At 44.9% G+C, this 18,322-nt stretch carries 15 protein-coding genes and 1 pseudogene; 14 read left to right on the top strand and 2 right to left on the bottom strand.

Features of this window, described 5'->3' with window-relative positions:
* The first annotated feature begins 62 nt into the window (after positions 1 to 62).
* From N646_RS04745 to N646_RS04720, 6 genes and pseudogenes are all read left to right on the top strand, one after another.
* Positions 63 to 1,444, top strand: a pseudogene (locus N646_RS04745) (di-heme oxidoreductase family protein).
* A 10-nt stretch (positions 1,445 to 1,454) separates the two neighbouring features.
* The gene (locus tag N646_RS04740; RefSeq protein WP_017820461.1) at positions 1,455 to 2,492 is read left to right on the top strand and encodes an imelysin family protein; all 1,038 of its coding nucleotides are present in this window, start codon (positions 1,455 to 1,457) and stop codon (positions 2,490 to 2,492) included.
* Positions 2,473 to 3,555, top strand: a complete 1,083-nt coding sequence (locus N646_RS04735; RefSeq protein ID WP_017820460.1) for a DUF1513 domain-containing protein — start codon at positions 2,473 to 2,475, stop codon at positions 3,553 to 3,555. Before N646_RS04740 ends, N646_RS04735 begins: the two co-directional genes overlap by 20 nt.
* Before the next feature lie 132 nt (positions 3,556 to 3,687).
* Entirely contained in the window at positions 3,688 to 5,250 is a 1,563-nt protein-coding gene (locus N646_RS04730) for a L,D-transpeptidase family protein (RefSeq protein ID WP_021033969.1), read from the top strand.
* Positions 5,251 to 5,416: 166 nt separating this feature from the next.
* A complete protein-coding gene (locus N646_RS04725; protein ID WP_017820459.1) occupies positions 5,417 to 5,965 on the top strand; it encodes a DUF882 domain-containing protein in 549 nt (182 codons plus the stop codon).
* Positions 5,966 to 6,094: 129 nt separating this feature from the next.
* On the top strand, positions 6,095 to 6,751 hold the full coding sequence (locus N646_RS04720) for an MBL fold metallo-hydrolase (RefSeq protein WP_005386824.1): 657 nt from the start codon (positions 6,095 to 6,097) through the stop codon (positions 6,749 to 6,751).
* 18 nt (positions 6,752 to 6,769) lie between these two features.
* Here N646_RS04720 and N646_RS04715 read toward each other — a convergent pair whose 3' ends face one another.
* The gene (locus N646_RS04715) at positions 6,770 to 7,435 is read right to left on the bottom strand and encodes a DUF2982 domain-containing protein (RefSeq protein WP_005386825.1); all 666 of its coding nucleotides are present in this window, start codon (positions 7,433 to 7,435) and stop codon (positions 6,770 to 6,772) included.
* A gap of 273 nt (positions 7,436 to 7,708) precedes the next feature.
* Here N646_RS04715 and N646_RS04710 point away from each other — a divergent pair, with 273 nt between their 5' ends.
* From N646_RS04710 to N646_RS04685, 6 genes are all read left to right on the top strand, one after another.
* Positions 7,709 to 8,113, top strand: a complete 405-nt coding sequence (locus N646_RS04710) for a hypothetical protein (protein WP_005376863.1) — start codon at positions 7,709 to 7,711, stop codon at positions 8,111 to 8,113.
* A 414-nt stretch (positions 8,114 to 8,527) separates the two neighbouring features.
* Complete coding sequence (locus tag N646_RS04705) at positions 8,528 to 9,619, top strand: TRAP transporter substrate-binding protein (RefSeq protein ID WP_017636112.1); 1,092 nt, start codon at positions 8,528 to 8,530, stop codon at positions 9,617 to 9,619.
* Positions 9,620 to 9,734: 115 nt separating this feature from the next.
* Positions 9,735 to 10,274 (top strand): TRAP transporter small permease subunit, encoded by a 540-nt coding sequence (locus N646_RS04700; RefSeq protein ID WP_005376869.1) that lies wholly within the window; start codon positions 9,735 to 9,737, stop codon positions 10,272 to 10,274.
* A 12-nt stretch (positions 10,275 to 10,286) separates the two neighbouring features.
* Positions 10,287 to 11,573 carry a TRAP transporter large permease gene (locus N646_RS04695; RefSeq protein ID WP_005376871.1) on the top strand — a complete coding sequence of 429 codons (1,287 nt, stop codon included), beginning with the start codon at positions 10,287 to 10,289 and terminating at the stop codon, positions 11,571 to 11,573.
* Between the two features lie 151 nt (positions 11,574 to 11,724).
* Entirely contained in the window at positions 11,725 to 13,080 is a 1,356-nt protein-coding gene (locus tag N646_RS04690; protein ID WP_005376873.1) for a cache domain-containing protein, read from the top strand.
* Complete coding sequence (locus N646_RS04685; protein WP_005376875.1) at positions 13,073 to 13,711, top strand: response regulator; 639 nt, start codon at positions 13,073 to 13,075, stop codon at positions 13,709 to 13,711. Before N646_RS04690 ends, N646_RS04685 begins: the two co-directional genes overlap by 8 nt.
* A gap of 40 nt (positions 13,712 to 13,751) precedes the next feature.
* Here the strand turns inward: N646_RS04685 and N646_RS04680 are convergent, their stop codons facing one another.
* Positions 13,752 to 14,228 carry a MarR family winged helix-turn-helix transcriptional regulator gene (locus N646_RS04680; RefSeq protein WP_005376877.1) on the bottom strand — a complete coding sequence of 159 codons (477 nt, stop codon included), beginning with the start codon at positions 14,226 to 14,228 and terminating at the stop codon, positions 13,752 to 13,754.
* A 387-nt stretch (positions 14,229 to 14,615) separates the two neighbouring features.
* Between N646_RS04680 and N646_RS04675 the strand changes: the two genes are divergently transcribed.
* Both N646_RS04675 and N646_RS04670 read left to right on the top strand, forming a co-directional pair.
* Positions 14,616 to 16,187 carry a BCCT family transporter gene (locus N646_RS04675; protein WP_005376879.1) on the top strand — a complete coding sequence of 524 codons (1,572 nt, stop codon included), beginning with the start codon at positions 14,616 to 14,618 and terminating at the stop codon, positions 16,185 to 16,187.
* Positions 16,188 to 16,418: 231 nt separating this feature from the next.
* The gene (locus tag N646_RS04670) at positions 16,419 to 18,302 is read left to right on the top strand and encodes a methyl-accepting chemotaxis protein (protein WP_005376880.1); all 1,884 of its coding nucleotides are present in this window, start codon (positions 16,419 to 16,421) and stop codon (positions 18,300 to 18,302) included.
* Positions 18,303 to 18,322 lie beyond the last annotated feature (20 nt).

The raw sequence follows: 18,322 nt of genomic DNA, 5'->3' as shown, positions 1-18,322 counted from the left end.
GTGAGCCCTTTTGACGTTTGAGCTCGTTGTTATCACCCTTGTTGTCTATGTAGAGCAATGATATGAAGCCATACCTAATTTCTGCGCTAGCCGCGATCCTTTCTTCTTCTGCCATGGCTTACGATGTTAAGTCTGGTGGCAAAACCAGTGTTAAAAAAGATGGCGCGAATGCCTATTCTCTTCCTGCTGCCAACCTGCCGATGAGCAAACGCCTAGATTTTAGTGTGGGTAACAGCTTTTTCCGCAACCCTTGGGTACAAGCGCCAGCGTCAACAGACGCTCGTGATGGCCTAGGTCCGCTTTTTAACACCAATGGTTGTCAGAACTGTCACATCAAAGACGGTCGTGGTCATCCGCCAGAGAAAGATGATTTACATGCCGTGTCTATGTTAGTGCGCTTAAGCATTCCTGCGATGACGCCAGAACAAAAGAAAGCCTACATCAAAGACGGTGGCATACCTGAGCCGACTTATGGTGGTCAGCTTCAAGATTTCGCCCTGCAGGATCAAACGCCAGAAGGCAAAATCGAAATCACTTACACCGATGTCCCAGTGAAATTTAAAGACGGTACGACGGTGACGCTAAGAAAACCTCATTTGAACATTACCGATCTGGGTTACGGCGATATGCACCCTGATACCGAGTTCTCAGCACGCGTGGCACCGCCAATGATCGGCCTTGGTTTGTTAGAGAGTATTCCCGACGAAACGCTACTTGCTTGGGTTGATGAACAAGATGCCGACAAAGACGGTATCTCAGGCAAAGTCAATAAGGTGTGGGATATTGAGAAGGACGACTTCTCGATTGGTCGTTTTGGCTGGAAAGCAGGACAACCGACGCTAATGCAGCAAAATGCAGCAGCATTTAATGGTGATGTGGGTCTTACGAGCCATTTATTCCCAAATGAAAACTGTACCTCGAAACAAAGCATTTGTGACGACATGCCAAATGGCGGCAAACCAGAAGTGAGTGAAAATATTCTCGACTTCGTAGAGTTTTACAGCCAGCACTTAGCTGTACCTATTCGCCGTAATATCAATGACCCTAACGTGAAACTTGGTCAGCAAATCTTTGCTGCGTCTGGCTGTGAAAGCTGCCACAAGACCAGTGTTAAAACGGCGAAACGACCAGAGTTACCAGCGCTTTCTGAGCAGCTTATCCACCCATACACCGACATGCTTTTGCATGACATGGGTGAAGGCTTAGCCGATAACCGTCCGGAATATCAAGCAAACGGCCGCGAGTGGCGAACAGCACCGCTATGGGGCATTGGTTATACCGAAGAAGTAAACGGACACACTTACTTTCTACATGATGGCCGCGCTCGTAACCTGATGGAAGCGGTGTTGTGGCACGGCGGCGAAGCTGAAACGGCGAAACAAAACGTCTTAGCACTGAACAAAAAGAACGTGACGCATTGATTGCGTTTCTGAATTCTCTATAAGGAAGCAACCATGAAAAAAACACTATTAGTGAGTGCGATTGCCGCAACGTTAAGTTTGGTTGGTTGCCAATCGACCATCGGTTCGAGCTCTGCCAAGCCTGAGAGTACAAGTCATATTTCTCAAAGCGTGTACGAGGTCGAGTTTCAATCAGCTCAGACGTTTTTAGCGCAAACCACAGAACTTGAACAGCGCTTCGCGGATTACTGCGCATCAGAGTCGAAAGATGATGCACAAGTAAAACAGCAATGGCATCAAACTATGCTTGCGTGGATGGCGTTACAAGGTCAAGAACGTGGCCCTGCTATGGCGTTGGAGCAAAGCTGGAATGTTCAGTTTTGGCCAGATAAAAAGAACACCACTGGTCGTAAGATGTCTGTACTGACGAAATCTGATCAAGCTTGGAGTGCAGAAGATATTTCCACCCAAAGTGTCACCGTGCAAGGTTTAGGGGCACTGGAATGGCTGCTTTACGATAAAGCGTCGACCTTATCTAGCAACAACAATACTTGTGCGACAGGCGTTTCGATTGCAGAAAACCTCGATAACAAAGCGCAGATCATTGCGGATTCTTGGGCAGAGAATCCTTGGAAATCGCTAGAGATGACGGAATGGGAATCTGAGTACATTTCACTGCTCTCTAATCAGCTTGAATACAGCATGAAGAAGTTGAGTCGACCGCTAGCGAAGATTGGCAAGCCTCGCCCGTATTTCTCAGAATCGTGGCGTTCAGAGACCTCGCTTTCAAACTTAAAAGCCAACCTTCAAGGGATGGAAGCGTTGTACTTTGCTAACGGGAATGGTCTAGATGCGCTACTAAGAGAGCAAGGCCATGAAGATCTCGCAGACCGTGTTGTTCATCAGTTTGAAATGGCGTTAGAAACTTGGCCAGAAGATAAGAGCTTGTTTGCTGCACTACAAACAAAAGAAGGCTATCGCATGGTGCTCGCTCAGTACAATAAGCTAGAGCAATTGAAGTACCTGATTCACGAAGAAGTGGCGATCGAGCTTGGCGTGGTTATAGGATTTAATGCAACCGATGGTGACTGATCAAACCCGCCGAAACTTACTGAAAGCCGCTCTATTCGGGGCGGCTACACCTATGATGCCATTTGGTTGTGCTTCAACAAGCTCACGTGAGCCTGCGTTGATCGGCTGCTCTATCATTGGCCGAGATAAATATGCAGCGGTGGTAGCGGATGAGCATGGTATGCCGCTATCTTCATTGCCGATTCCTGAGCGTGGTCACGGTGTAGCAACCAACCAACAAGGCCACGCCGTAGTTTTTGGTCGTCGACCAGGTACTTTCTTCATGGTATTTGATTATCGCTCAGGGCAGATGATCAAACTGCAACTAGCAAAGCCAAATCGCCATTTCTATGGGCATGGCGTTTACTCCCATGACGGCACATTGCTATTTGCCACAGAAGGGGAGAGGGGGACAAGTCGCGGGATCATTGGTGTTTATGATGTGCAGAAGCAATATCAAAAAATCGATGAGTTAACAGGTTTTGGCCTTGGCCCGCATGAAGTGATCATGATGCCTGACGGCGCACTAGCGATTGGCGTCGGTGGCGTACACACCAACGGCCGTGAACCACTGAACCTTGAAACGATGAAACCGAGCTTAAGTTATCTTTCACAAGATGGTGCGTTGCTGGATCAGGTTTCTTTACCGGATCACAAGTTGAGTATTCGCCACTTAGCCCATGATGGTGCGGAAACCGTGCTTTGTGGGCAGCAATATCGTGGTGAGCCGGATGAGTATCCAGCCTTGATCGCCATGCACACGCGTGGTGGTGAAATGCAAGATCTTCAAGCTGAGCCTGAAGAGTGGGCGCGTTTCAATCACTACGTTGCGAGTATTGCAGCAACCGATGAATGGATCTTAGCCACTTCGCCTCCGGGCAGTTGTTATGGTATATGGTCTAAATCTACGGGCAAATTGGTCGAGCTAAGTGCGTTACCAGATGCCTCCGGTGTTGTGGTCTATGGCGATGAGTTCCGAGTCAGCTCTGGGGCGGGAAAAGTGGTAGAGCAAAGGCCTGAAGAGTCAAAAAGTACCTTCGCAAGCGGAGTGCAATGGGACAACCATTGGTCGAGAATTATCTAGAAAGATCATTGAGTAATTACTTATAGAGAGTTTTGTTGTCGTTTTCGGCATCAGATTCTTAATTTTAAACCTGCAAGCTGTGAGATATTTGCCATACTTTTTATTATGGCAAGTAGCGCAAGGATCATTTCAGTGTTTGCTAGGGTTTTAATCATGACGGCACTTCTGGTGCCGTTTTGCAGCTTTTCCACCGTCGTTTCTCTCGAAGCTTCAGCGCAAGTCGAGCAAGAGGGAGCGGTACAAAAGCTGTCTGTAGAAAAAATGATCCATTATCCAGAGGTGATTGATCAACTGTATCAAAGCACCAATTACCGTTTGAACTGGGAAAATGAAAGTGATATTGAGCAGTTTCTTTTTCAAGTAAACCTGGTTGCACTTGCGGATGTCACCGATGAATTCGAAAATCAACTTCACCGGATAAACCAAGTAAGGTGGCAGGGAGATAATCTCGACTTCGATTTAGTGATGACAGATTCACTCTTGATGTACCTTAGTTATCTTGAGCAACTCCCCGAAGAAGGGATTAATTGGCTATTTACAGACAAAGCCCATGTTACGTTACCCGCTCCTAGCATCGATACTTTATCGGTTCTGAGTAATGAGATTACGGTTGGCAAACTTGGTCAGTTTTTGGCAAGTCTCCGGTCTCCATTACAAACAGATGATGCTTTCTACTCCGCCTATTCTTCGCTATCGGAACATTCTCAGTACCAATATCCTGCCTATCAACAAACTGGGCTAGCACGTGTTGGCGATATATTAGAAAACAGACCCCTATTGATTGAGCGAATGGAGATCGTAGGCGTAGATGTTTCTTACTTGGATTTAGTCACTGAAGAATATGACGAACAATTAGAGCTTGCGATAAAAGAGTTCCAGCGTATTCATGGTTTGAAAGAAGATGGCGTTATCGGCCCGAATACCATTCGGTGGATCAACTTTTCTCCTCAAGAGCGATTGCATCTGCTGGCGTTGAATTCTGAGCGTTCAAGAATTTGGTCGAAAGAAAGGGATAATGTTGTCTTTGTTAACGTGCCTGGATACGAAGTCACGTATTGGCATGACGGTCAACCCTTGTTTGAGTCTAAAGTTGTGGTAGGGAGAGCATCAAGAAAAACACCCATCATGTCGGTGGCATTGGATTCAGTTATTCTCAACCCAACTTGGAACGTGCCTTGGACTATCATGGTTAAAGACATTATTCCTAAAGTAAAACGTAATCCGATGTATTTGATTAACCATAACATTCAAATCATTCGGTCTTGGACTTCGAACGAAATTATTGACCCTACAACCATCAATTGGGCAACGGTGAATCCGAGAACATTTCCTTATCGTATGCGACAGGCGTCGGGCTTACAAAATGCACTGGGATTGTACAAGTTCAATATGCCTAACCCACAAGCTATTTATTTGCATGACACGCCAAGTAAGAACTTGTTTGAACAGGACAGACGCGCATTCAGCTCAGGATGTGTTCGTGTAGAACATGCAGACCAGTTAGCAGAACTTCTGTTCAAAACTCAGGGGCTGGAAGAACGTTTAGCGAAAAAGCGAGAAAGTTCTCGTCGGTCTAACACGTCAGTTCCTTTGGGAGAGCGCATTCAAGTACACATCATTTATCAAACAGCATGGTTGGAAGAGGGAACGCTTTACTACCGTGATGATATCTATAAGTACGATCACCGCAGTTGAAATCTTTAAGGAAAATTTACAAAACGAAGAATTCTCTTTTCGTTCAATAATTAATCAATAATTACTGCATCTGAAAATCAAGATGGAGCATTTTATGCATTTGACGTGACAAATGTGTTTGGTTAATGTCCACGACTTGTCTAGTTGTTGAGCACTGTATTTTGAAATGGTAAGTCGTAACTTTTCCCGCCGAGATTTCCTTAAAATGACCGCTGGTGGTGTGGTGTTGGCGTCTGCCCTGCCATCATTTTCTTGGGCTTCACTCCCTGACGAGCCACGTGCGCTGGCGATGAACAACCTTAATACTGGAGAGATCCTCGAAACATGCTATTTCGATGGAAAACGATACATTAATGATGAACTGCAAAGGCTGAATGAGTTTTGTCGAGACCATCGACGAAATGAGGTTCATCCCATGGATAGACGCTTGTTCGATCAAATAAGTCAAATTCAAAAGTTAATTGGTACAGAAGCAGAGGTGATCGTCATTTCAGGTTACCGTTCTCCTGCCACTAACGCCTCGCTGCGCAACGGGTCTTCTCGTGTAGCGAAAAAGAGCATGCACATGGAAGGAAAGGCCATTGATTTCCGTTTAGACGGCGTGAAGCTTTCAACGGTTCGTGATGCTGCATTAAGCCTAAAAGCCGGTGGCGTGGGTTATTATCCACGCAGTAACTTTGTTCATATCGATACGGGTGCTGTTCGTTCCTGGTAGTGCCAGTTGAGACAAGGTTTCTAGTCTCAGAACGTCGTCGATTACCCACAGTTCAAAGCTTGAAGTCGCTAGGCCTTAGTGTCATAGTTGCGGCAGTTTTCACGCAAATTTATTCGGTATAGGTTATCTATGGCTCTGAAATACCAAGTTGTTCCAGTAACATCTTTCTCTCAAAACTGTTCTATTGTCTGGTGTGACGAAACCATGAAAGGCATTGTGGTTGACCCAGGCGGCGATGAAAAGCAGCTCGCTATGCTTATCAAAGAGCTGGGTGTTGACGTGGTAAACCTAGTGCTAACACACGGTCACTTGGACCACGTAGGTGGCACGGAGCCGCTGTCTGCACTGCTTGGCGGTACAGAGATTGTTGGTCCTCACAAGGCAGATAACTTCTGGTTGCAAGGTTTGGAAGGTCAGAGCCAAATGTTTGGTTTCCCACTGACAGAAGCGTTTGAACCGCACCAATGGCTAAGTGAGGGTGACACTGTCACTTTCGGTAATCAAGTGCTGAACGTATTCCACACACCTGGTCATACACCTGGTCACGTTGTGCTTTACAGTGAAGAAGCGCGTTTAGCGTTTGTGGGTGACGTTTTGTTTAACGGTAGCATTGGTCGAACTGACTTCCCACAAGGTGATTTCAATACGTTGATTAGTTCTATCAAAGAGAAATTGTGGCCTTTAGGCAGTGATGTCACGTTTGTCCCTGGTCACGGCCCTCAATCGACTTTCGGTCATGAGCGTAAAACTAACCCGTTCGTTGCTGACGAGATGCCGCTTTACTAAAAGTGCGTGTACTAAGCATTATTCTGGCTCGGCGGCAGCTAAGTATCGCCGAGTCAGTCCCACAAAATCCTCAGCCTCACGATCTAGATCACTTGCTGATATAAATAGATCGTAGCCATAAAAGCCTCTCTGATACTTCATCCGGTTGGCGAGCATCGCTAACAAACCTTTGTACTCAATCCCATCTCTGTTTATATACGGTTTAGGGTCAAGCACTATATCCTCAAACTTATCTTCACACTGATTTTGTTTCGCGCCTAAGTAAAGCAGTGCTCGCTGGCTGAGGAGAATTTCTGTCGCTATACGAGGGCAGATTGAATTTAAGTAGGGTGAGTAGTGTTTTAGACGAATACCGATCCAAGGTAGCGGTTGGTGCCACCCTTCCTGTTGGTAGCTACAAATACCGATTGACTCAATATTTCGCCATCGGACGACCCAACCTCCTTTAAAAAGGTGTTGCTGAAAGTGAGAAGCTGTCAGCGTAAAAGTGACTTGGCTTTTCTTAATCATCAAGATGGCGAAACCAACGATTGCAGACATCAAAATGACCGACAACATGGCTTGCTTCCATCCCGGAGAAATGGCAACCAAAAACAAAGTGATGAGTGCAACGAGCAACAAAAGTATTCTGTTGATAGGGGAGTCGGGTTTGAAATGTGAATTTGTTAGGTGCAGCGTTTCCATGCTTATAACCTCATCGAATACTTGTCCAAAAATAAGTGGGTAGCTTTATGTGCATTGATTTGCATTTAAAATAAAACAAACCTCTGTTTTTATACCCAGTATTCAATAAATCCGTTCATAAAATATCTGATTAAATAGTAGACGTTCTATGCTTTGAGCGCATTTTTCATCGCGTTTCGCCGCTAAAACCTACAAATTGCTTGTGAATTTTGGTATAAAACGCGCTTCAAATTTTCATCCCTGCTGAGATGCAGTGAACTGGAGAAATATTCAATGAGACTTGCTCATAAGCGTAAAGTGCAGATGAAACTGCAAAAACGCATTAAAGCGACAGTAGCAAACTTAGCTGCAGCACCTAAAGCAGTGAAGCCTGTTGCGGAAAAAGCAGTAGCACCTTCTGTTGCTGAAAAAGCTGTTGCGGAGAAAGTAGTAGCTGATAAAAAAGTAGCTGCAGTGAAAACAGTTGATGTTGCCCTTACTCCTAAGCAACAACAAGTATTAGACATCGTTATGGCGAATGCTGAAGGTATTAACCCTAAAGGCATCGGTCTAGCTGCAGGTCAAGAAGATACTAAAGCGGCATCATGGGCTACTGGCGCACTAAAGAAGCTTCTTGAAGAAAACCTAGTTCAAAAAGAGCAGTTAGCAGGTAACAAAGTTATCTACAAAGCAGTTTAATTACCGCTACCGTTCTGGATTGAATACCTCGGCCGATGCCGAGGTATTTTTTTATCTTGGTATTGGAAATAATGCATTAAGTACTGACTTTAACACTGCCAATAAGTGGTTTGTCACATTTTCTTAAATACTATGTAAATTTTTTGGCAGAAAAATACGTACGTATTGTTTTTTATTTTTATTCATAGATAAAAATATAATTTATTGATTTTGCTATTAACAGTCTTTTGTCATGACGATTATCCTACGTACTTGTACGTAATACCTTAGGCTAATGCCTTATTGATGAATTACTCGCTTCCGTGTTCATGCCCATTTCGCATTAGACAACATTGTTACATCTTTTATACCGAATACAGCCAATCCTAATGAAATGGATGACAACAATAACCTTGGTGATAAAGGACGTGAACGATGAGTCTAATCCAAAAATCTTTAAAACGAGTGCTCAAAACCACCGCTGTCGCTGCCGCGATGGCACTCGCAGCGACTTCTGTAAACGCTGCTGAAAAAGTCTATCGTTTAAAGCTTGCTGAAACTTGGGGGCCTAATTTCCCAATTTTTGGTGATACCACAAAAAACATGGCCAAAATGGCGGAAGAGATGTCCAACGGACGTTTGCAAATCCGCATTGATTCCGCAAACAAGCATAAAGCGCCTTTTGGGGTGTTTGATATGGTTAAGTCGGGTCAGTATGACATGGGTCACTCAGCGTCTTATTACTGGAAGGGTAAGGTTCCAAACACACTTTACTTCACTTCTATGCCCTTCGGTATGTTGCCAACTGAGCAGTATGCATGGTTTTACTACGGCGGTGGTATGGAGCTGATGGAAAAAGTGTACTCTCCACATAACTTGATGTCTTTCCCTGGGGGTAATACCGATACTCAGATGGGGGGGTGGTTCCAAAAAGAGATCAAGTCCGTCGAGGACTTACAGGGTTTGAAAATGCGTATCCCAGGGTTTGCTGGTGAGATTTTGGCTGAGTTAGGTGCCAAGCCAACGAATATCGCCCCTGGTGAGCTATATACTTCTCTAGAGCGTCGCACAATTGATGCCTTGGAATGGGTTGGTCCATCGCTGGATCTACGTATGGGCTTCCACAAAATCGCGCCTTACTACTACACAGGTTGGCATGAGCCAGCGACTGAGCTTCAGTTCCTCGTTAACAAGCGCACCTGGAACCGTCTACCTGATGATCTAAAAGCGATTTTGCAAGTAGCCATGAAAACGGCCGCTTACGATATGTACACGCAATCGAAACACGAAAGCGGCAAAAACTGGGCATCTATTAAGTCTGAATACCCAAATGTTGAAGTAAAAGATTTCCCACCTGAAGTCGTAGCTGCGTTGCGAGAAGCAAACGATCGTTTGTTGAAAGAACATGCAGAAAAAGATGCTTTGGCGAAAGAGATTCAAGAGTCGCAAGCGAACTATATGAATCAAGTTCGACCATGGTCAGATATTTCGCACCGAGCGTACTTAAACAGTCAAGCTCAACAATAACGTTATGAAGCAGGCGATGCCAAGAGGTTTAGCCTGCTATCGAAGCCCAAGAAAACTTCATAATGAATGCTCCGCACCATAGCGGAGCGCATCTAAACGTTCCACGGAGTTCGGAATGAGAAGTCTTATTTATATTGAGCGATTATTTAACCGCTTTAGCGATTTTCTCGGATGGTTATCCAGCATCCTGTTTATTTTGTTGTTAGCAAACGTTGTGTACGACGTTGTCATGCGTTACGTGTTTAATGATGTGTCTATCGCATTCCAAGAAATGGAATGGCATCTATTCTCTGCCGTGTTCTTGCTTGGTGTGCCTTACGCAATTAAGTCCGGTGGCCATGTTCGCGTCGACATTTTTTATGAACGCTTATCTTACAAAGCACAATCCATCATCGACATCATAGGCACACTATTTTTCTTATTCCCTTTTTGCCTACTGGTAGCTTGGTTTGGTATTGATTTCGCCAAGGAAAGTTACGCGTTAGGCGAGACGTCTGGTGACCCAGGTGGCTTACCATATCGTTGGATTATCAAAGCGATGATTCCGCTGTCATTTTTCTTTATGGCGGTGAGTGGTATTGGATTGTTACTTCATTCAATCAACAAAATTGTCAACCCTCATCTCATCTATGCCGGTAATAACGGTAAGTCGTAAAAGGAAGTCATTATGATCGGTATAGTGATGTTTTTTGTTGCGCTCTTTGCGCTTCTATTGGGATTTCCCGTTGCCTTTACTTTTGGTGGTATCGCGCTGATTTTTGGTGTTTGGGCTGAAGGCATCGAGATGTTTGCTTTTATGCCATATCGAATTCAGTCCATTATGGAAAATACGGTGCTAATGGCCGTACCGCTGTTCGTTTTTATGGGGCTAGTGCTACAGAAAACGAAGCTTGCTGAACAGCTACTAGAATCAATGGGGCGTTTGTTCGGTGGCGTTCGCGGTGGTATCGCTATTTCTACCGTGTTAGTTGGCGCATTGCTTGCCGCTTCAACGGGTGTGGTAGGCGCATCAGTTGTTGCGATGGGCTTAATATCTCTTCCTGTGATGCTCAAGTACAATTACGACAAAGGTTTAGCGTGTGGGACTATTTGTGCGTCTGGCACGTTGGGCCAAATTATCCCACCTTCTATCGTGTTGATCTTGTTGGGTGATGTACTTGGCGTACCGGTAGGGGACCTATTTCAAGCTGCGATCTGGCCCGGTATTACACTTGTTGGCGCCTATGTGATCTACATTCTCATCTACGCGAAGTTGAACCCTCAAGCCGCACAGGCGATAGAGCGCGATGAGTCGATCAGTCGTAAACAAGAAGTGCTCACCGCACTGAAAGCTGTATTGCCACCGTTAGCATTGATCATCGTGGTATTGGGCTCCATCTTTGCAGGGATTGCAACACCAACAGAGTCAGCGGCACTGGGCGGTGCAGGTGCGATAATTTTATCGCTATTGTATAAACAGTTTAGTTGGTCGATGATTTATGATGCATCAAAAGAGACAGTGAAAGTAACCGCAATGGTCTTTGCGATCTTACTTGGTGCGACCGCCTTCTCAATGGCATTTACCTACACTGGTGGTGATTATTTAGTTGAAGAGTGGATGTTAGAACTGCCGGGTGAAAAGTGGGGATTCCTTATTATTACCATGGTGGTGATTCTGATTTTAGGTTTCTTTATCGACTTCGTTGAAATCTGTTTTATCATCGTGCCAATTATTGCGCCAGTCGCTGAATTGATGGGTATTAATATGACGTGGTTTGCGATTCTTATTGCGATGAACTTGCAGACGTCGTTCCTCACACCGCCATTTGGCTTTAGTTTGTTCTATCTAAAAGGTGTCGCTCCAGCAGGGGTTACTACGCGAGATATCTACAAAGGTGTGATGCCATTCATCGCGATTCAGATTGTTGTGTTGGCGTCTTTGCTGTTTTTCCCAGGTTTTTACGGTATGAGTTAATCACTCGATAATAAAGAGATTTTGTGAACTGAGAGTTTTTACCTTTTGAGACAAGTTGTTAAGCTGTTAATTATGTCTATGCAGACACAATCGATTCGTTTGTACTGCTAAGATAGTAAGCTGTAAAGGCAGCGTTTCATGGAGGGAAGGGATGCCTCTCAAAGCAAAGTTAATTCTGCTGACACTGATACCCGTGGTATTGGTGTCAGCGAGTATCAGCTGGATCTCTATCTATCAAACCAAGACCCTTGGCAAAAGGGAGGTGGAGATCTTTCATCAAAACTTGATCCAATCAAAAGAAGCGGCGCTGAAAGATACGGTCGACGTCGCTTTTGACTCCATTTCTTACATCTACAACGATCCGACTTTAGAAGAGAGTGTTGCCAAAACGCGTGTGAAAGCGATTTTAAATCGTTTGAGTTATGGGTCGGACGGCTATTTTTTTGCTTATGATAAATATGGTACCAACCTTGTACACCCAGTTCTTCCGGAGCTTGTCGGGGAAAACTTACTCTATCTTGAAGACGAAAATGGCGATCGCTTAATCGAAGCTTTATTGTATCAAGCGCAATCAGGTGGTGGATTTCATCAGTACCTGTGGCAAAAGCCATCTACAGGTGAAGTTGTCCCTAAGCTTAGTTACGCTGCATGGCTCGATAAGTGGGAATGGATGATAGGGACTGGGCTGTATATTGAGGATGTCAGCCGAGAAGTCGCCAATATGCGCGCGGCAGTGAACAAAAATATCGAAACGACATTTTTCTCAGTCGTCGTGATCTTAGCGGTGACCGTTGCTGTAATCATTGTTCTCACTTTGGCGATCAATCTGCACGAGCATCGCCTCGCTGATAAGAACCTGAAAGAATTGGCACATAAAACCGTGATGTTCCAAGAAGATGAGAAAAAGCATTTAGCGCGAGAACTGCACGATGGAATCAATCAGTTGTTAGTCTCCAGTAAATGTCATTTAGACTTAATGAGTCATAGACTTGAAGACGAAAAACTCAAATCCCACTTAGATAAATCACAACGATCGCTCGTCACCGCGATAAATGAGGTGCGGCATATTTCTCATCAGCTCCGTCCAAGCGCCCTCGATGATATCGGTTTAGAAGCAGCACTGACGACCTTGCTACAGGATTTTCATTCCCATTCTGGGATTGATATCGAGAGCAATTTCGATACTCAGCAGCACAAACTGACTTCGGAAGTCGCAACGACGCTATATCGCGTCGCTCAGGAGTCTTTGAATAACATTGAAAAACATGCGCGAGCGAAAAAAGTAACGGTTACTTTGCAAAAAATGGGCAATATGCTGCAATTACTCATACGTGACGATGGGGTTGGATTTGTGGTTAACCATGCAGTGCACCAACAAGGGATTGGGTTAAGGAACATGCAAGAGCGTGTAGAGTTCATCGGTGGTGAATTTGAGCTAATGAGTGAGCTTGGCTTGGGAACAGAGATTACTGTGCTGCTTAATTTGGATGAAATAGTTTATGGATAAACCGATTAGTGTAGTGATTGTCGATGATCATCAAGTAGTATTGGATGGCTTCATGGCTCGTTTGGAGTTAGAGCCTGACATCGAAGTGGTGGGTACAGCAAGTAATGGCTTGGAAGCGATAGAGGTCGCAAAGCACTTGCAACCGGACGTCATATTGATGGATATCAGCATGCCAATAATGAACGGTATTGAAGCGACAGGTGTAATTAAAGAAGCGCGTCCAGAGAGCAAAATACTTATGTTGACCATGCACGATAATCGCGAGTACATCATGAAGGTCATGCAAGCTGGTGCCGTAGGATATATGCTCAAGGAAATCTCGGCCGAGAAAATGGTGCAAGCAATAAAAACGGTGAACCAAGGCTCGACGTATTTCTGTGAGTCCGTCACACAAACACTCTTTACCCAAGAAGTGGTGCCTGCCACGCAAAAAACGAATCCTCTCAGCCGCAGGGAAGAAGCGGTACTTAAATTGGTTGCTCAAGGAAACAGCAGCAAGAAAATCGCCACTTTACTCAATATTAGTTATCGAACGGTAGAGACGCATCGCCATAACATTAAGCACAAGTTGGACTTACATTCGACGGCAGAGTTAGCAAAATATGCGTTTGAAACTGGGTTGACTGAGTAGGAGAGTAGTGCCCGCAAAAAGCGAGCACGTGGGAGCGAAACTAATCGGCTTTGGTAATGCTACCAAGCTCTAGCATTGGAGCAACATCGATGTCCTCTGCATTCATCATCGTCGAGATGCGTTGAACGGAAGATAGTAGAAGGGATTGCTCCCATTCTTCCAATTTTTGGAATCGATTAATGAAGTGCTCTTGCAGCGGCGTTGGTGCTTGTTTTAAAGCTTCTTGGCCCTTGCTCGTAAGTACAGCATGCACTTTACGCTTGTCTTGAACACTGCGCTGACGCTCAACAAACTGGCCTCGTTCTAGTCTATCTAGAATGGTCGTTGCGGTCGCTTGGCTCATGTTAGTGTGGCTAGACAACTGTTTAATCGTCACGTTATCTAAGTCATTGATAGCGCGCATCAAAATCAACTGTGGAGCAGTCAATCCAGACTCTTTGCTCAGCTTTTTAGAATGTAAATCAATAGCGCGGATGATCTGACGAATCGAGACCAATACTTCTTCGTACTTTTCCAATTTATTCATCCAGTCTGTAGGGAACATTTATCGAGGCGACACTAACTTAAATGCGCCCTTATTTAAAGGGGGGAAATCAAAAATTACCCCTACAATTTTACGCCGTGTCCTCAATACCATTTTGTCGCGCCTTTTCGACAAAATAAGAAGAGCTAAAATTATTATAGCAATAAATGTTTGTGGTCTAACTATTGTAGTAGTGATTTGTTCTATCAAAGGCCGTAATCACACAGTGAAAAGTAAGTTATTGGATTTTTTAATAGCAAAAAGATAGACAAAAACGTGTCAAATGATAGGATCTTGCGCCTTCACGGAATGCAAAACGTATCGTGTTCGAAAGATTTTTTTGTTTGGTACGTAAAAACACTACAAAAATAGAGAGGAACGATGACAAAGGGTATAGATAAGTACAGTATCGATAGTACCGACTATACGGTAGGTCAGGACAACGTTCAAAAATGGGGTTTTGATGTTCATAACCCAGTTTTTGGTATTAGTGCAGGTTTAATTGCGCTGTTTCTTGTCGCTGCATTAGTTCTAGATGCACATACCGCAAAGACGGCACTTGATGGGCTGAAGTGGAAAATTATTGGTTCATTCGATTGGTTGTTCATTATTGCAGGTAACATTTTCGTTATTTTCTGTTTGGCGCTTATCGTCTCACCAATGGGTAAGATTCGACTAGGTGGTAAAGACGCTGTTGCCGATTACTCGTTTATGTCATGGCTTGCAATGCTATTTGCAGCTGGTATGGGTATCGGTTTAATGTTCTGGAGTGTTGCAGAACCTGTCGCTTACTTCACCGGTTGGTATGAAACGCCACTTGGTGTTGAGGCAAATACACCAGAAGCCGCGAGATTGGCACTGGGTGCAACGATGTTCCACTGGGGCCTTCACCCATGGGCAATTTACGGTGTTGTAGCACTTTCTTTAGCATTCTTTGCCTACAACAAAGGTTTACCGCTATCTATGCGTTCGATCTTCTACCCACTTCTGGGTGATCGTGCATGGGGTTGGGCTGGCCACATTGTGGACATTCTGGCTGTGCTTGCGACTTTATTTGGTCTTGCTACATCCCTAGGTTTAGGTGCGCAGCAAGCAGCAAGTGGTATTCATCACGTATTTGGTGTTGAGCCAGGCCTAGGTCTGCAAATCGTCGTTATTACCGTGGTGACTTTACTTGCTGTTGTTTCAGTCGTACGCGGCATCGATGGTGGTGTTAAAGTCATTAGTAACATCAACATGGTTGTGGCGTTCTTGTTACTTCTCCTTGTTGGTCTTATCGGTTGGGCGGCGAGCCTAGGTTCGATTCCAACCACACTTATGGCATATGTAGAGAATATCATCCCACTAAGTAACCCGTTTGGTCGTACGGACGAAGCTTGGTTCCAAGGCTGGACAGTGTTCTACTGGGCTTGGTGGATTTCATGGTCGCCATTCGTAGGCATGTTCATCGCGCGTGTTTCTCGTGGTCGTACCGTTCGCGAGTTCATCACAGCAGTTCTACTGGTTCCAACTGCGGTTACCGTTGTTTGGATGTCTGTATTTGGTGGCCTGGCGATCGAGCAAGTTGTTGATAAAGTAGGTGAGCTGGGCACAAATGGCTTGACTGACGTATCACTTGCTATGTTCCAAATGTTTGATGTTCTTCCATTTGGTAGCATGCTTTCTATCATCGCTGTTGTGCTGGTACTTGTGTTCTTCATTACGTCTTCTGACTCTGGTTCACTTGTTATCGACAGTATCACGGCAGGTGGTAAAGTCGATGCACCTGTACTTCAACGTGTCTTCTGGGCATTCATGGAAGGTGCAATTGCGGTTGCTCTGCTATGGATTGGTGGCTCCGAGGCGGTTCAAGCTCTTCAGGCTGGTGCCATTTCTACAGCACTGCCATTTACCTTCATTCTGCTTGCAATGTGTGTGAGCTTATTGATGGGTATGCGAACTGAGCGTCAGTAATTCGGCATTTTATAAAACCGTTTGACTAACAATTAATCAAAAGGCCAGCAATTTGCTGGCTTTTTTTGTGCGGTTTTTATGACGCTCGAGACAAAAAAATGACACATGAAAGTTCATATTTTACAAAGAGTTAATGTGCTATTTTGTTTTTTAAAAATTAGTGAATAGTCGTAAAAAAGTGTGTAATATTCATGCACCTTAACTGTTCTCCCAACTCAAAAAACTATAAATATGAAATTATCATTAAAACAAAAGCTTATAGGCGCAAGCCTTTCTGCTGTTGTTGTGATGGCAACAGCACTTACTTGGTTGTCGGCTGGTCAATTATTTGATCAGACTCGTTCAGGTGTCTATTCACGTGCGCAAAGTCTTAGTACTACTGCGTCAGAGGGAATTTCTGATTGGGTCAATATCCGTAAAGATATTGCCACTGCGTTCAACGACTACTCGACCGAGCAAGACGTTGTTCCTTTCCTACAACAAGCTCGCAAGGCTGGTGGCTTCGATGACATCTTCCTTGGTACACCAAACGGTGATATGTACCGCTCTCATCCGGAGCGTAACCGTGCTGATTATGACCCTCGCACACGTCCTTGGTACAAGGATGCTGATGCCGCGGGTAAGCAAATCATCACAGCCGCATATCAAGACGCAATCACGAATGCACTACTTGTGACCATTGCTGAGCCAGTAATGAAAAATGGTCAGTTTGTTGGTGTTGTTGGTGCGGACGTACTGATCGATCAGCTTATCAGCGATGTGATTAACTTAGATGCAGGTGAAAACGCGCATGCGATGCTAATCGACATGAATGAAGGCACCTTCTTAGCGCATCCAGATAAAAGCTTGACGCTTAAGCCTATCACCAGTGTTCTAAAAGATTTTTCAGAAGAGGCAATTGAGCGCGCCGCCGATGAAGGTCGTATCGAAGATACGGTAATCAAAGGAAAAGAGAAGCTTTACTACTTCAATAAAGTTCCTGGTACGCATTGGATGTTTGCGATTGAAATGGATCGCGCAACAGAAGAAGCAGGTCATGCGGTATTGCTACGAGATCTATTGTTTACTGCTGTGGCGATCACGATTGTGGTTATTCTTGCAGTTTCTTGGCTAGTTGGTTTCTTGTTCCGTGACTTGAACCGCGTATCAAATGCACTGGAAGAAATTGCATCTGGTGAAGGTGACTTAACGCAACGCCTAGAACCACGCAGTGATGATGAAGTAGGTAAACTGGCGGAAAACTTCAACCGTTTTGTTGGCAACATGCACACAATGGTTACTAAGCTTAGCCACGTATCTTCTGCGCTTTCAGAGCAAGCACGCACGACAGCACAGCAAGCTGAGGAGCGTAGTCAGCGTATCTCTTACCAGCAAGATGAAATCAACATGGTGGCGACGGCCGTGAACGAAATGGCAGCAGCGACACAAGAAATTGCAGGTAATGCTGATAGCACGGCAAGTAACTCAGAAGAAGCGGTTCAAGCTTGTTCACACGGTTCAAGCCAAGTAACTCAAACGCAAGGCTCTATTCAGAACTTAGCGCAAGAAGTTCAAGTTGCTACTGATGTGATTCAAGAGCTAGAAGCACACGGAAATAGCATCAATACGATTCTATCAACGATTCAAGGCATTGCAGAGCAAACGAACCTACTTGCACTTAACGCGGCGATCGAAGCGGCACGTGCAGGTGAGCAAGGCCGTGGTTTTGCTGTGGTTGCAGATGAAGTCCGCGTATTGAGCCAACGTACTCATGCTTCAACGCAAGAGATTCAAGAAACTATCGAGATGCTACAAGGCACAACGGCCAAAGCGGTCGGTATTATGGGTGACAGTCGTCGTCTAGCTGATACCAGTGTTGATGATGCCAATGCGGCTGCAGCGAGCTTGACGCAAATCCACACTGCTGTTGAGCGTATCAGTGATATGGCAACGCAGATTGCTTCAGCAGCAGAAGAGCAAGCATCGGTAACCACAGAGATCACTCGTAACACTGAAGGTATTCGTGACGTGTCTAACGAGTTGTCAGTCGAAGCTCATCAAGCAGCAGAACAAGCTGCTCACCTGTCTGAGCTATCACACGAACTTGAACAAGAGATTCAACGCTTTAAGCTGTAATCTTGTCTCAAGCTAAGTAA

It is taken from the genome of Vibrio alginolyticus NBRC 15630 = ATCC 17749 (assembly GCF_000354175.2).
In the GTDB taxonomy this organism is placed as follows: domain Bacteria; phylum Pseudomonadota; class Gammaproteobacteria; order Enterobacterales; family Vibrionaceae; genus Vibrio; species Vibrio alginolyticus.
This window is presented reverse-complemented; position numbering and strand designations above follow the sequence as displayed.